This window comes from Paludisphaera sp., assembly GCF_037189885.1.
Taxonomy (GTDB): domain Bacteria; phylum Planctomycetota; class Planctomycetia; order Isosphaerales; family Isosphaeraceae; genus Paludisphaera.
This window is the reverse complement of record NZ_JBBCIR010000021.1, coordinates 1-13,951: the sequence shown is the minus strand read 5'-3', so window position 1 is coordinate 13,951 and position 13,951 is coordinate 1. Positions and strand designations below refer to the sequence as shown.

Here is a 13,951-nt window from a genome sequence, read left to right as displayed (position 1 = left end):
GCCCCACGAACAGGGGTGACGATAGCTCCCTCGCCGTTGGGGTTGAATGATTGGTTGGGGTTTATCACCCCGCGTTGACCCGCGTGAACGCGCGGCGGCCCGCCGGCGAGGCCGGCCGGGGATTGACAGGGGGATGGGGGGCGGTAGGATTGAGGTGCAGACTTGAGCCCGCCCCGCGTCGTCCCTGTCGAGACGCAATGGCCCATGGTCGGCGCCGAACTGTCGGCCCCCATCAACGCGACGGCGTCCCGTGTGCGAACATCCCCCGGCCCCCCGCCTCGCTCGGGCCGCGCCACCGCCCCCCTCCCCCGGGGAGGCCCAAGCCTATCCCCCCCAGCGACGGGTGAGGCGCGATGATCGGCTTCCGAGAACTGATGTTGATCGCGATGGTCGTCGTGGCGCTCTACGGGCGTTCCGGCGTCCTCAAGAGCGATCGCGCCCGCACGGTCATGCCCTGGATCAGCCCCGTGCGGCGGCACCCCCGGCGCGCCCAGCCCGCGAAGCCGGCCCGGCGCGTCTTCGGCGCGTCGATGACGCGCGGGGGTCGCCTGTTCTGGGGGCTGACGCTGATCGCCTCCGCGGCCGTCGTGGCGTGGATCGTCACCCGCACCATGATCGCCTCCGGCTCGACGCCCTGACCTGACTTGAGCCGAGCCGAGCCACCCCACTCCGAATCGACCCGACAGACCCGACCCGAACGACCGAGGATCCCGCCATGCCTTTCGCCTTCCTGCCCAACCTCGGGACCACCGAGCTGCTCGTCGTGGCGTTCGTCTCGCTGCTGATGTTCGGCAACCGCCTCCCCAGCGTGATGCGCTCGCTCGGCAAGAGCGTCACCGAGTTCAAGAAGGGGGTCGCCGGCATCGAGGACGAGCTGGACGAGGCCGTCAACGCGGCCGACAAGAAGATCACCCCCCCCACCGCCTGACCGACCGGACCGCGACCGCTCGCGAGTCGAATCGAATCGAGGAGCCAGCCGCATGCTGCCGAATCTCGGGCCGATGGAGATGATGATCGTGATGGGGCTGGCCGTCTTGCTGTTCGGCAAGCGACTCCCCGAGGTGGGCCGGTCCCTGGGCAAGGGGATCGTCGAGTTCAAGAAGGGGCTGAACGAGGTCACCAGCGGCCTCGACGACGCTTCCTCGTCGATCTCCAGCTACACCTCGCCCTATCAGGCCCCGAAGCCGACAATGAGCTACGAGGGCTCGCGCCCCGCGACCCCGGCCGCCGACGAGGCGGTCCCGAAGTTCGAGGTGCCGGGGGCGGCCTCGACCACCGCGACGGCGGAATCCACCCCCTCGGCCCCGGCCTGATCGACCCAAGCCGATGCCGTCGCTCCTCACGCCGTCCCCGGGCCCCGTCGCGGGCCCGCCCGACTATCGCGGCCCGACGGCGGTTTCGACCTTCGAGATCGCCGGCCGCCCCCTCCGCGTGGTCCGCCCCGTCGAGCCCGACCGCCTGCTGGACGACCCGGCCGTCCACGCCCGCAACCGGGACGACGACTACATGCCCTACTGGGCCTACCTCTGGCCCGGCTCGCTCATGCTCGCCGAGGCCATCTCCACGCGCTGGGGCGAGGCCGGCTCGCGCGACGACGAGGTCCTGGAGCTGGGCTGCGGCCTGGGCCTGGGGGGCCTCGCCGCGCTGGCGCTGGGCTTCCGCGTCCGGTTCAGCGACTACGACCCCGCGGCCTTCTCCCTCGTGAGGCGCAGCGTCGCCGAGAACGGGCTGCCGGAGGATCGCGCCACCTACCTTTCGCTCGACTGGCGCGAGCCCCCCGCGCTGACGTTCCCCCGGATCATCGCGTCCGACGTCCTCTATGAGAGGCAGCTCGTCCCGCTGGTCGCCGAGGTGCTGGCCCGCCTGCTCTCCCCCGGCGGCGAGGCGATCCTGTCCACCCCCTATCGCGCCTCGGCCGAGTATCTCCCCGCCGAACTCGCGGCTCGTGGGCTCGCCTGCGACGCCGAGCCGACCGCGACCGTCGACGAGTCCGGCCAGCGTCGGCCTGGGACGATCTTCCGGGCCCGATGGCGCGACCGCTGAGAGATCCCCTCAAGGCGTCGGGTGAACCCGACGATGTTCCGAAATGGCGCGACGGCGCGCCCGAGTGGACCATCACCGCCGCCGACGAGGGATCGCGCGATGAGCATGGACGACTACAACCGAGGCTACCAGAGCGGCTGGTCGGGGGTCGCGACCGGGCCGCCGCGATCGGCCGTCGAGATGGTCGGGCGCTGGAACGCCGAATCCGACCGCCAACGCATGACGCGGGTCCACTCCTCGGCGCCGGCCGGCTCCGACTCCGTGGACGTCGGCGTCAACGGGCTCCTGGTGCTGGCCGCGATCTGCGGCGCGGCGATCGGGTGGCTCATTCAGAAGTCGCTCGTCGGCGGGGTGATCGGCGCGACGGCCGCGGTGCTGGGGTCGATCGCCCTGGCATGGTGCCTGATCTGGACCTGCCGCGTCGTGGCCTGGGTCTTCCGGCCGATCCCCGCGACGAGGGTCGCGATCCTGGGAGCGGTCGGGGCGGTCGGCCTACAATGGGCCCTCGGCCTGATGCTCGGCCGGATCGCGTTCATGAGCCCCATCTACGTGGCGATCCACGGGGCGCTGGGGCTCCTGCTGGCCGCGGGGACCGTCCGGGTCGCCGTCGCGCCGTTCCGGGCGCTCGCGCGGCGGGCCTGAGCGTCCTCCCCGACCGACCGGGCCGTCGATCAGGGGGCCCGCGCCAGCCGCACGATCGCGACCCGGTCGAACGGCGCATCCCGGAGATCCCAGGAGCGCCCGACCAACGCCGAAAGCCGTTCCCGCGCCGTCGCGCGGCCGGGGGCCGAGACGTCGACCAACTCCCGATCGAAGGAGACGATCTTGCGCGCCCGGGAGACGAGGCTGCCGCTGTTGAAGTCGGACTCGAAGCGGCGCCGGATCACGGCGACGCCGGCCGGCGAGGTCTCGGCCCGGTCTCCGGGCTCATCGCCGTGATCGCGCCGCGCGCGGACGGTCGCGGAGGCCACGGGCGCCGACGTGTCGGCGTCGAGGACCCGGAATCGCAGCGTGACTTCCGCGGACCCGCTCCCTCGCGCCTCGCTTAAAAGAGGGAGCACGGCCCAGAGGCAAGCGACCAGGGCCGGCGGGAGCAGGATGAACCAGGGGGGACGCCTCGACGTCCCCAGCAATTCCTCCGGAGCCCCGTCGACGCGATCGCGGTCGATCATGGGAGCGACTCCCGGCGACCCCGGCTCACCCGCGATTGGAACGCGCGGTCCCGATGATCTCGCCGACGGTTGGGATGCCCGCGTCGTGGAGATGACGGATCATGCCGTCGAGCACGTCCTCGGCGGCGCGGGGGTTGTAGAAGGTGGCGGTGCCGACCTGGACGGCCGAGGCGCCGGCGACCAGGAATTCCATGGCGTCGTCGGCGTCGGCGATGCCCCCCACGGCCACGATCGGCAGGCCGGGCAGCGCGCGGGCGACGTCCCAGACGATCCGCAGGGCGATGGGCTTGATGGCCGGGCCGCTGAGGCCGCCGACGTCGTTGGCCAGGATCGGCCGGCGGCGGCGCCAGTCGATCGCCATGCCGCGCACGGTGTTGATGAGCGTGACGGCGTCGGCCCCGGCCTCGGCCGCGGCGGCGGCGATGGGGACGATGTCGGTGACGTTGGGCGTCAGCTTGGCGAGGATCGGCAGCGGGCAGGCGGCGCGGACCCGGCCGACCAGCCGCCCCACCGCCGCGGCGTCGACGCCCAGGTCGAGCCCGTGGCTGACGTTCGGGCAGGAGACGTTCAGCTCGACCGCCGCCACCCCGGGCTCGCCGCCGATCTCCTCGGCCATGGCGACGAACTGGTCCTCGTCCTCGCCGGCGATGTTGGCGATCACCGCCGTGCCGATCGTCCGCAGGTAGGGCAGATGATGCTCGCGGAAGTGGTCGATGCCGTCGTTGTCCAGCCCGATCGCGTTGAGCATCCCCGCGCGGGTCTCCGCCGTCCGGGGCGTCGGGTTGCCCGCGCGCGGGCGCTGGGTCACCGTCTTGGGGACCACGCCCCCCAGGCGTTCCAGCCGCACGAAGCCCGCCATCTCGCGGACGTATCCGAACGTCCCGGACGCCGTCAGGACCGGGTTCCGCAACGTCAGGCGTCCCAGGTTCACGCTCAGATCGACCACCGCGGGCAACTCCTCTCGACGAACCTTGCCGACGCGACCGGTGGCGCCGACGGCGACCGTCGCGGGGCATCTCCATCATCGCCATTTCGTGCCTTCCACGCCATGGCATGTGGCCCGGAGGCCCTAAACATGCACGCCGACATGAAAAGTGCGGGGTGGTCGAACTTTTCGCTCGCCGAATGACCTATGGATTGCTACATTCGTCAACGAGCCCCTCGAAGCCGAGGGGCCTTTCGCCCGTCATCCATCGCATCGAACGGCCTCTCTCGGCAACGCATTCAGGAGCCTCCGTCCCATGCTCAGGACTTCGAAGGCGCGCGCGTTCACGTTGATCGAGCTGCTGGTGGTCATCGCGATCATCGCGGTGCTCATCGCCCTCCTCCTGCCGGCGGTCCAGGCGGCGCGCGAGGCGGCGCGACGGGCCCAGTGCACGAACAACCTGAAGCAACTCGGGTTGGCGATGCACAATTACCATTCGACCGAGAACAGCTTCCCGACCGGCGCGATCCGCGGGCAGGGGATCACCCTGGTCCCCGGCGCCTCGGCCTGCGGGTCGAACATCTTCAGCAATTGCCAGAACACCCCCTGGTTCTGCCTGATGCTGCCGTACATCGAGCAGGGGACGCTGGCCAACTCGTACAACTACCAGATCGGCGCCGAGGGCCCGGTCGCCCCCCTGCCGATGGGGTTCGCGATCAACAGCACGGTGGCCGGCACCAAGATGAGCACGTTCCAGTGCCCCAGCGACCGCGTGAACGTGTTCTCGATCACGCGGGACTACGTGGGGGGCGCCCTGAGCCATTTCCGGTTCACGAAGGGGAATTACGGCGTGAACTGGGGCAACCTGTCGTGGGGCCAGCAGTCGGCCAACTACGTCGGGACGCCGATCGACCCGATCACGGGGGTCGCCCCGCTGTACCAGGCGGGGGCGTTCGGCTTCGCCACCATCGGCGTCGCGGGCGTGACCGACGGGACGAGCAACACGGTCTTCGTGGCCGAGGTCCTGCAGGGCGCGGAGAACGACGTCCGGGGGATGATGTGGTCGACCATCCCGGGGGGCGCGGCGTATGAGTCGCGCATGGCGCCGAACAGCCCGGTCGACTACTACCGCGCCGGCTTCACCGGGGACATCCTCCAGGCCGGCTTCTGCGTGCCCGAGCCCGCCCAGGGCCTCCCCTGCCAGCCGCTGGGCTCCGACCGGGGCTCGTTCGCCGGCTCCCGCAGCCGCCACGCCGGCGGGGTCAACGCCCTGATGGGCGACGGCTCGGCGCGGTTCGTGAAGAACAGCGTCAACATGCCGACCTGGATGGGCCTGCACACCGTCGCCGGCGGCGAGGTCATCAGCGCCGACGCCTTCTGATCCATCCGGCCTCGCATCGTGACGCGACGACCGCGTCGGGCGTCGGCGCCCGGCCTCAGTGCCAGGTGCCGGCGTCCGGGTTGGCGACCCAGGCCATGATGGTCTGGGGGATGGATTCCAGGGGGACGACGTACTTCGCCGCCCCCCGTCGGATCGCCTCGCGGGGCATGCCGAAGACGACGCAGGAGGCCTCGTTCTGGGCGATGGTCAGGGCCCCGGCCTCGCGCATCTCCAGCAGGCCGCCGGCGCCGTCGTCCCCCATCCCGGTCATGATGACCCCCGCGGCGGCGGGGCCGGCCGCCTGGGCGGCCGAGCGGAACAGGACCTCCACGCTGGGGCGGTGGAGGCAGACCGGCGGCCCTTCTTGAAGCTCCACGCGGTAGCCCGCGCCGTGCCTCCGCACGAGCCCGTGCGAGGTCCCCCCCGGGATCACCAGCACCCTGCCGCGGCGCACCGGCTCGTGGTGGCGGGCCTCGGAGACCTCCACCTTGATCCGCGAGTCGTTGTTCAGCCGCTCGGCGAACGCCGCGGTGAACTCGGCCGGCATGTGCTGGACGACCACCATGCCGGGGGAGTCGGCCGGGAACCCGGCGAGCATCGCCTGGATCGCCTGGACGCCTCCGGTGCTGACCCCCACGACGACGAGGGGATCGCCCGTCACGCCGCGGGGCGCGTGGGGCGCGTGCGGCAGCACCACGTCGGCCGAGTGGCGGGGGTCGCCGGCGCGGGGACGGTCCTCGCGCAGGGGGAGCTTCCCGGCGCGGGCCGCGTTACGGATGCTCTCCAGCAGGCCGGCCGACCATTCCGGCAACCGGGAGGCGTCGAGCCAGTTGGGCTTGGCGATGACCTCGATCGCCCCCATCTCCAGCGCCGTGACGGCGCGGTCGGGGATGGAGGTGCAGAGCACCACGGGCATCGGGTGCTGCTTCATGAGCTTGCGGAGGAACGTCAGGCCGTCCATCCGGGGCATCTCGACGTCCAGGACGATCACGCCGGGGACCGAGCGGCTCAGCAGCGCGACCGCCTCGTAGGGGTCGGCCGCGAGGGTGACGCGGAAGCGGTGGTCGGACTCGATGATCGACTTGAGCCGCTGGCGGATCACGGCGCTGTCGTCCACGACCATCACCTCGATCGCCGAGTGGTGGGCGGGAGGGGCCGGCGGGGCGGGGCGGTCGCGAAGGGCCATGGCCGGTCAGTCCTCCTTCTGGAAGATCGAGGGGGAGTGCTTGCGGAACATCGGCGGGACGGACGGGAGGATCTCCCCGTTGCCCATCACCAGCCAGCCGCCCGGGCGGATGTGCTGGGCCAGCCGGTTGAGCAGCACCTGGCGCTCCTCGTCCGAGAAGTAGATGGAGACGTTGCGGCAGAAGACCATGTGGAAATCGGTCGGGACGGGCCAGGGCGCGGCGCGAAGGTCGATGTGGCGGAACTTCACCAGGTCCCGGATCTCCGGGACGATGCGGAACGAGCCCTCGCGGGGGCCGCGGCCCAGGAGGAAGAACCGCCGCAGCCGCGCCTGGGAGACCCCCTGGACGTCGCGGGCGTTGTAGATGGCGCCGGCGGCGACCTTGAGCATCTCCAGCGAGAGGTCGCTCCCCCAGACGTCCATCCGGGAGAGGGCGTGGGGCGGCAGGGCCTCGGCCAGGCTCATGGCCATGCTGTAGGGCTCCTGGCCGGAGGAGCAGCCGGCCGACCAGAGCCGGATCGGGGAGGTCGGCTGCTCGCGCAGCCAGGCGGAGACGCGCTCCACCATGAAGGTGAAGTGGGCCGGCTCGCGGAAGAACGACGTGTGGTTGACGGTCGACAGGTCGACGAGGAGCTGGGCGCCCCAGCCGGCCGGGTCGGGGCGGAGGGCCTGCTCGAAGAACTGGGTGAAGCTGGCCAGCCCCCGGGCCTGGAGGCGCGAGCGCAGCCGGGCCTGGAGCAGGCCCATGCGGTGGGGCTCCAGGGTGATCCCGATCTGGTGCCTCAGGAAGCCGACGACGCAGCCGAAGTCCTTCTCGGACCACGCGTCGGGTTCGCCCGGGGGCGAGGGTGGCAGCAGGCCCGACGACGCCACGTTAGACTCCCTCGCCGTTGATCGAAGCCAGGACCGAGAACACGCGGTCCACGTCGAGTACGAGCAGGAACGCGTCCTGGTGACGGATCAGCCCCCGGACGAACGGGGTGGTCTTCCCCAGCCCGAGCTGGGGCGCCGGCTGGACCTGCTCGGGCGAGAACTCCAGGACGTCGGAGACCCGATCGACGAGCAGGCCGGTCACCTCGGAATCGTTCCCCTCCTCCGCCTCCACGATCAGGACGCTCGGCGCCCGCGCCGGCTTGGGGTCCTCCGGGAGCCCGAACGGGATCCTCAGATCATACACCGGGACGACGTGCCCGCGAAGGTTGATCACCCCCAGCAGGCTCCGCGACGCGCCGGGGACCTCGGTGATGGCCAGCACGTCGAGCACCTCCTGGACGCGCAAGACCTCCAGCGCGTAGGCCTCGCCCCCCAGTCGGAAGACGACGTAGGACCGGGCGCCGTCGCGTTCGCGGTCGTTTTCGGGGGTCATCTCGGGCATCGACGGGGGCCTCCCGGGGCGCTCGGTCGGGTCGGTCGCCCGCTCACGAGAAGCGCTCGAAGTTGTCGTCGTCGTCGAGGTTCACCACCACCCCGCCGCGGGGCGCGGGGGGCGGCCCGCCGCCGTGGGGAGGCGCGTGGCCGGCGGTCGACGCGGGGGGGGCCGGGAGGGGGCCGCCGCCCCCCCCGCCGCGGGGGCCGGGGCCGTTGGCCGGCCGGTGGTGGTGGTCGTCGCCGACGTGGGACGCGGGATGGTGGTGGGTCGGCCGGTACGCCGTCTTCGGCGCCGGGCGGGCCGGCCCGCGCCCGGCCTGCGCCCCGGCCCCGGCGAGCGCGTCGTCGTCGAGCCGGAAGAACTCGACGACCCGCTGGAGGTTCGACGACTGGAGCGCCAGGTCGTTGGAGGTCGCCGCCAGCTCGTGGCTGGCCGCCGCGTTCTGCGAGACCACGTCCTCGAGCTGCTTGACCCCGATGTTGATCTCGCGGATGGCGTTCATCTGCTCCTGGCTGGCCGCGGCGATCTCCGAGATCAGCTCGGAGGTGTCGCGGATCATGGGGACGGTGCGCTCCAGGAGCTGGCCGGCGTTCTCGGCCACGGCGACGCTCTTCTTGGCCAGGTCGCTGATCTGCTGCGCCGCGGCCTGGCTGCGCTCGGCCAGCTTCTTGACCTCGCCGGCTACCACCGCGAAGCCCCGGCCGTGCGGGCCGGCGCGGGCGGCCTCGATGGCCGCGTTGAGCGACAGCAGGTTGGTCTGATACGCGATGTCCTCGACGATGAGGATCTTCTGCGTGATCTCGCGCATCGCCGCGACGGTCTGGTGGACGGCCTCGCCGCCGCGGCCCGCCTGGGCGCTGGCCTCGTTGGCCGTGCGGGCGGTGTCGCGGGCGTGCTGGGCGTTGCGGGCGACCGAGCCGTCGACCGACTGGAGGCTGCTGCCGATCTCCTGGAGCGTCGCCGCCTGCTCGTGCGCCCCCTGCGCCAGCTGCTGGGCCGAGGAGTTCAGCTCGTTGCTCGCCGTGGAGACCGACCCGGTCATGTTGCGGATCTGGCCGACGACGTCCGACAGCTTCGCCACCACCGAGTCGGTCAGCCCGGCCAGCTCCCCCATCTCGTCGGACCGGGAGATGCCGGTCCGGGTGTGGAGGTGCCCCTCGTGCAGGTCCTCGGTGACGTTGATGATGCGCAGCAGCGGCCGGATGAACGAGCGGCCGAACAGCCAGCCCAGGAGGATCGACAGGACGACGATCGCCGCCAGCACCGTGATGATGTTGCGCTGGGCGTCGTAGATGGTCTCGTAGGCGTTGACCTGGGGGATCGCGATCAGCACCGCGTAGCCGTGCTTCAGGTCGGCCCTCGGCGGCGTGGCCAGGCGGATCCAGGCGTAGCCGACGATCTCCGGGCCGAGGTCCGAGCCCGCCACGGCCGGGAGGGGGGCGAACCCCTCGGCGTTCTGCGACGCCATGGCCACGCCGTGGTATCGCCCCTCCAGCGTCTCGTCCTTCGAGTCGAACGACCCGGCCGGGCCGCGCGTCCTCAGCAGCACCTTGTCCTGGGGGTCGACGATCATCACCTGCGCGTTGACCAGCTCGAACCGGGTGATGACGTCGCTGATGGCGGTCTCGATGGCCCGCCGCGACTGGTCGTCGAGGTTCCATTCCGGCAGCGCCAGGCCGGGCTCGTCGGCGTCGGCCTGCGGCCTGGTCTTCTGGTGGGTCAGCGCGATGGTGTGGATCTTGTCGGCGATCGCCCCGGCGGCGGTGCGGATGATGAGGTCTTGCTTCTTCTTGAACTGGTGGTCGGCCACGTAGGCGGTCGCCGCGACCAGCCCCGCGGGGATCAGGCCGAAGGCCACCAGCGCCAGCGTGACTTTCTTCCGCAGGGTCAATCTCATCGGACGTTCTCCACCCTCACGCCGGCGGAAGGCTTGTTACGCGAAGTGTACTCGGCGGCGCTCGATTCCGACACCAGCGCCGCGAGGTCCAGGATCAGCGAGACCGACCCGTCGCCCAAAATCGTCGCGCCGGAGAACCGGCCCAGGCCGTGCAGCCCCTCGCCCAGCGACTGGATCACCGCCTGGACCCGCCCGTTGAGCCGGTCGACCGCCACGCCCACGCGGCGGCCGGAGTGCCGCGTCAGCAGCAGCTCCTGCCGCGCCGGCGGATCGCCGTCGATCCCGAAGAGCCGCCGCAGGGAGACCGTCGGCACCAACTCCCCGCGCACCGCCACGCACGGCCGGTCCGACGAGAGCGCCTGCCGCACCCCCCCCAGCGCCACGCATTCCTCGACCTGGGCCAGCGGCACGACGTATCGGCCGCCGCCGGTCTCGATCAGCAGCCCGTCGATCAGCGCCAGGGTCAGCGGCAGGCGGAACGTGAACGAGGTCCCCTGCCCCGGCGTGCTCTCCACCGCCACGCTCCCGCGGAGGGCCCGCACGGAGTCGCGCACCACGTCCAGCCCCACGCCCCGGCCCGACATGTCGCTGACCTGGTCGCGGGTCGAGAACCCCGGCTCGAAGATCAGGCCGACCACGCGGGGGTCGTCGGCCGGCGTCCCGGGGGCGATCAGCCCGCGCTCGACCCCCTTCCTGGCGATCCGGTCGCGGTCCAGGCCGCGGCCGTCGTCCTCGATCTTGATCGCGACGCGGTCCCCCTCGTGGCCGGCCGTCAGCGTGATCCGGCCCACCCGCGGCTTCCCCGCGGCGATCCGCTCCTCCGGCGTCTCCAGCGCGTGGTCGACGGCGTTGCGGATCAGGTGGATCATCGGGTCGCTCAGCCGCTCGACGATCGTGCGGTCGAGGCGGGTCTCCTGGCCGACGATCCGCAGCTCGATCTCCTTGCCGGTGCGGTCGCTCTGGTCGCGGACGAACCGGGGGAACCGCGAGAACAGCTCGTCGACCGGCACCATGCGCAGGTCGAGCGTGGTGTCGCGGATCTCGCGGCTGACCCTCAGCAGGGATTCCAGCGCGGGGGCCCAGGGGGACGCGCTCCGGACCTCGCGGAGGCCCTGGAGGTTGTCGGAGATGACGGCCAGCTCGCCGGCCAGGCCGACGAGGTCGTCGAGCTGCTGGGCGTCCACGCGGATCCGGCCGTGCGCCCGCGCCTGGGAGGGCCGGGCCGTCGGCTCCGCGGCGGCGGGCTGGGCCGGCCTCGGGGCGGCGGCGCCGTTGGCTTCCGGCGCGGGCGTCGGTTCCGCCGGGGCCGGCGCCGGCCGGGAGACGTCCGACGGCGGCGTGGCCACCGGCGTCCCCTTCGGGAGCTTCAGCAGCGGCGTCTCGACGGGTTCGAACGCCCCGTCCGCGAGCTCCCGCTCGACGGCGATCACGCCGTCCTCGGCGACGAACAGGAAGACGTCGTCCAGCCGGTCGGGCTCGGCGGAGGTCCGCAGCGAGCACGACCAGCTCAGGTAGTTCCGCTCTGGGTCGAAGTCCGCGAGGGTGGGGACGGCCTCGACGTCGGCCCGCACTTCCAGCTTCCCCAGCTCGCGCAGCTCGTCGAAGACCCCCAGCAGGTTGACCCCTCGCTTGAGGACGTCGGGACCGGGGGCGAACCGGATGCGATACAGGGTCTCGCCGGCGGGGGGCCCGGCGGGCTCCTTCGCGGGCATGGCCTTGCGCCCGCCGGACTTGCTCGCCTTCGGCTCCCCCTGGCCTTCCGCCTTGGGCTTGCGCGCCCGCCTGGGCTTCGCCGCCGGCCTGGCCTCGGCCGCGGGGGGCTCCGGTTCGGGGGGCGGAGGCTCGGCGGGAGTCTTAGTCTTGGGCGTGAGCGCGGGCTCGGGGGCGCCGGGGGCCGGGGGGGCGGCCGGCGCGGGGCCGCCGGAGGTCGGCGCGGGGATCGGGCCGGGCTCGGGGGCGGGCTTCGGCGCGGGGGGGGGCGTCGGGGGGTCGTCGGGGGGCCTCGGGCCCTTCCCCGTGGAGGCCAGCAGCGCGGCGAGCCTCTGGCTCAGGTGGCCGGAGCCGGGGATGGGGGCGCCGGCGGCCTCCCCCTCGACCATCGCGGCGAGGTGGTCGCGCGATTCCAGCAGGGTCGTGATGATGTCCGAGTCGACGGCCAGCCCGCCGGTCCGGATCTTCTCCAGGACGGCCTCGATGCCGTGGGTGAACTCGGCGATCGCCCCCAGGCCGACCATCGCCGCGGCCCCCTTCAGGCTGTGCGCGGCGCGGAAGGTCTTGTCGAGGTGCGCGCGGTCGCCTTGCCGGCGCTCCAGCTCCATCAGCCCTTCCTCGAGGCTGATCAGAAGCTCGCGGGCTTCCTCGTAGAACATCTCGCGAAATCGGTCGTCCGCGCTTCCCAAGGCCTGGTCGCTTCCCGAGGTTGGCGGACGCCGCGCGTGCGGGCGTCCATGGTGCGTCCTGGGTCCGGATGGCCGACGGCTCCTTCGCCGGCCGTCGCCGCTTCGCCGACCGCTCCAGCTTCCGCGATCGTCCCTAGATTAGAATTGTAAGCGCGCGGCCCCCCGTTCGCCTCCCCATGGGGACGAATCCCGAGGGCCCGAGACGGATCGCCCTGGTAATGTACCCGACGAAGGGGCCGGCCGACGGCCCCGGCGCGGGGAAAAGGGGGCGGGCCGTCCCGCCCCGGTCGGTTATTCGGGCAGGACGCGCCTGACCCAGCGACGCAGGTGCTCGCCGTCGACCGGCTTGACCAGCCAGCCGGTGACGCCCTGGCGGCGCGACGGGTCGAACTCGCCGGGCTGCTTGCTGGAGAGGACCAGGACGGGGAGGAAGCGGTGGGTGGGCAGCTCGCGGACCGCCGCCAGCAGGCCCAGGCCGTCGAGGTTGGGCATCTCCAGGTCGGTCAGCAGGAGGTCGCAGCGGCCGTCCCGGAGGTATTCCAGCGCCACCTGGCCGTCGGCGACCGAGACGACCTTGAGGCCCATCCCGGCGAGCTGCTCGGCGACCCATCGGCGCACCGAGCCGCTGTCGTCGGCGTGGAGGACGATCTTGGTGGTGGTCTTCACGCCCGCTCCGGCCCGATGACGTGGGCCCCGTAGTCCCGTGGGTCGGTCCGCGGTGAGCGCCTGGGGGGAGTCCCAGTTCATGTCCGCCGCCTCTCTGCTCGGGCCGACGCGCCCCGGCACGCGGCGCCCGCCGCCGACGACCCGGGGCGGGGTCGCCATCGATTCCGGCCGGCCTCTCCGGACGGGGCGAGGCCGGCGTCATTCCGTCGCCGTCACCGACTCCAGCCATCCCGACAGCCCCGCGCGCTCGGCCGCCTCGACGCACGCCCGGGGCACCTTCGCCAGCGTCAGCCCGCGCCCCTCGGCATGGGCCGTCCGCACGCACGAGACCAGCAATTGCAGCCCCGCCAGGTCCCACCGGGTCGACTCGTCCAGCTCGACTCGCAGGTCGATCCCCTCGGAAAGCGCCTCGCGGAACGCCTCCCGGAGCCCGGCGACCTCGTAGATCGTCACCGGACCGTCGAGCCCGACCGTCTTGACCTCGCCAGGGTCCATGCCGAAGACCACGACCGTTCGGCCGCGCCCCTTTCGGTTGCTTCAACTATACCGACGTCACGATCCCAGGTCGAGGGAGTACGCACGCGCACGAGCGAAATGGCACCTTGCAGTATAGCACACGTCGCGCCGGCGCGCCCGGCGAGTTTCGCGAGATCGGCGCGGCGGAAGCGTCCCGGCCGACGCCTTGGAGAAACGCCCCCCTTCCACCGGGTGGGGAGGGGGGCATCGCGCCGGAACTCTTGTCGCGCCGTCGAAATCGGCGACATGCCATGCATATCCCCCCTTCTCCCCTCGTGGGAGAAGGTGCCCCGGAGGGGCGGATGAGGGGGGCGCGATGGGGGGCCGTCGGAGTGTCCTTTGTGGTGCGGGCGTCCCGCCTGCACGCGCGAGCCGGCACCGTGCGGGCGGGACGCCC

Annotated in this window: 15 protein-coding genes; 6 read left to right on the top strand and 9 right to left on the bottom strand. The window is 72.3% G+C overall.

Translation table 11 applies throughout. The features are described from left to right. Positions 1 to 353 precede the first annotated feature (353 nt). The 5 genes from WG209_RS08285 (at position 354) to WG209_RS08265 (ending at position 2,685) form a co-directional block, all read left to right on the top strand. Positions 354 to 638 (top strand): hypothetical protein, encoded by a 285-nt coding sequence (locus tag WG209_RS08285; RefSeq protein WP_337174561.1) that lies wholly within the window; start codon positions 354 to 356, stop codon positions 636 to 638. Positions 639 to 715: 77 nt separating this feature from the next. Then, positions 716 to 928: a twin-arginine translocase TatA/TatE family subunit gene (locus WG209_RS08280; protein ID WP_337174560.1), complete on the top strand. Its 213-nt coding sequence runs from the start codon at positions 716 to 718 to the stop codon at positions 926 to 928. A 52-nt stretch (positions 929 to 980) separates the two neighbouring features. Next, a complete protein-coding gene (locus WG209_RS08275) occupies positions 981 to 1,313 on the top strand; it encodes a twin-arginine translocase TatA/TatE family subunit (protein WP_337174559.1) in 333 nt (110 codons plus the stop codon). Positions 1,314 to 1,326: 13 nt separating this feature from the next. Continuing rightward, entirely contained in the window at positions 1,327 to 2,043 is a 717-nt protein-coding gene (locus WG209_RS08270) for a 50S ribosomal protein L11 methyltransferase (RefSeq protein ID WP_337174558.1), read from the top strand. A 99-nt stretch (positions 2,044 to 2,142) separates the two neighbouring features. Then, the gene (locus tag WG209_RS08265) at positions 2,143 to 2,685 is read left to right on the top strand and encodes a hypothetical protein (RefSeq protein WP_337174557.1); all 543 of its coding nucleotides are present in this window, start codon (positions 2,143 to 2,145) and stop codon (positions 2,683 to 2,685) included. Between the two features lie 29 nt (positions 2,686 to 2,714). On the opposite strand, the gene WG209_RS08260 is transcribed toward WG209_RS08265, so the two are convergent. After that, positions 2,715 to 3,215, bottom strand: coding sequence for a hypothetical protein (locus tag WG209_RS08260; RefSeq protein WP_337174556.1), 501 nt, complete (start codon positions 3,213 to 3,215; stop codon positions 2,715 to 2,717). Positions 3,216 to 3,240: 25 nt separating this feature from the next. Continuing rightward, positions 3,241 to 4,161 carry a dihydroorotate dehydrogenase gene (locus WG209_RS08255; RefSeq protein ID WP_337174555.1) on the bottom strand — a complete coding sequence of 307 codons (921 nt, stop codon included), beginning with the start codon at positions 4,159 to 4,161 and terminating at the stop codon, positions 3,241 to 3,243. A gap of 295 nt (positions 4,162 to 4,456) precedes the next feature. Here WG209_RS08255 and WG209_RS08250 point away from each other — a divergent pair, with 295 nt between their 5' ends. After that, a complete protein-coding gene (locus WG209_RS08250; RefSeq protein ID WP_337174554.1) occupies positions 4,457 to 5,521 on the top strand; it encodes a DUF1559 domain-containing protein in 1,065 nt (354 codons plus the stop codon). Positions 5,522 to 5,576: 55 nt separating this feature from the next. Here the strand turns inward: WG209_RS08250 and cheB are convergent, their stop codons facing one another. From cheB to WG209_RS08215, 7 genes are all read right to left on the bottom strand, one after another. Then, on the bottom strand, positions 5,577 to 6,707 hold the full coding sequence (gene cheB, locus WG209_RS08245; protein ID WP_337174553.1) for a chemotaxis-specific protein-glutamate methyltransferase CheB: 1,131 nt from the start codon (positions 6,705 to 6,707) through the stop codon (positions 5,577 to 5,579). Positions 6,708 to 6,713: 6 nt separating this feature from the next. Continuing rightward, positions 6,714 to 7,580, bottom strand: coding sequence for a CheR family methyltransferase (locus WG209_RS08240; protein WP_337174552.1), 867 nt, complete (start codon positions 7,578 to 7,580; stop codon positions 6,714 to 6,716). A 1-nt stretch (position 7,581) separates the two neighbouring features. Next, positions 7,582 to 8,082, bottom strand: coding sequence for a chemotaxis protein CheW (locus WG209_RS08235; protein ID WP_337174551.1), 501 nt, complete (start codon positions 8,080 to 8,082; stop codon positions 7,582 to 7,584). Positions 8,083 to 8,125: 43 nt separating this feature from the next. After that, complete coding sequence (locus WG209_RS08230; protein WP_337174550.1) at positions 8,126 to 9,973, bottom strand: methyl-accepting chemotaxis protein; 1,848 nt, start codon at positions 9,971 to 9,973, stop codon at positions 8,126 to 8,128. Beyond that, positions 9,970 to 12,342: a chemotaxis protein CheA gene (locus WG209_RS08225; RefSeq protein ID WP_337174549.1), complete on the bottom strand. Its 2,373-nt coding sequence runs from the start codon at positions 12,340 to 12,342 to the stop codon at positions 9,970 to 9,972. Before WG209_RS08225 ends, WG209_RS08230 begins: the two co-directional genes overlap by 4 nt. Before the next feature lie 321 nt (positions 12,343 to 12,663). Continuing rightward, entirely contained in the window at positions 12,664 to 13,038 is a 375-nt protein-coding gene (locus tag WG209_RS08220) for a response regulator (RefSeq protein WP_337174548.1), read from the bottom strand. Positions 13,039 to 13,236: 198 nt separating this feature from the next. Then, entirely contained in the window at positions 13,237 to 13,533 is a 297-nt protein-coding gene (locus WG209_RS08215) for an STAS domain-containing protein (protein WP_337174547.1), read from the bottom strand. Positions 13,534 to 13,951 lie beyond the last annotated feature (418 nt).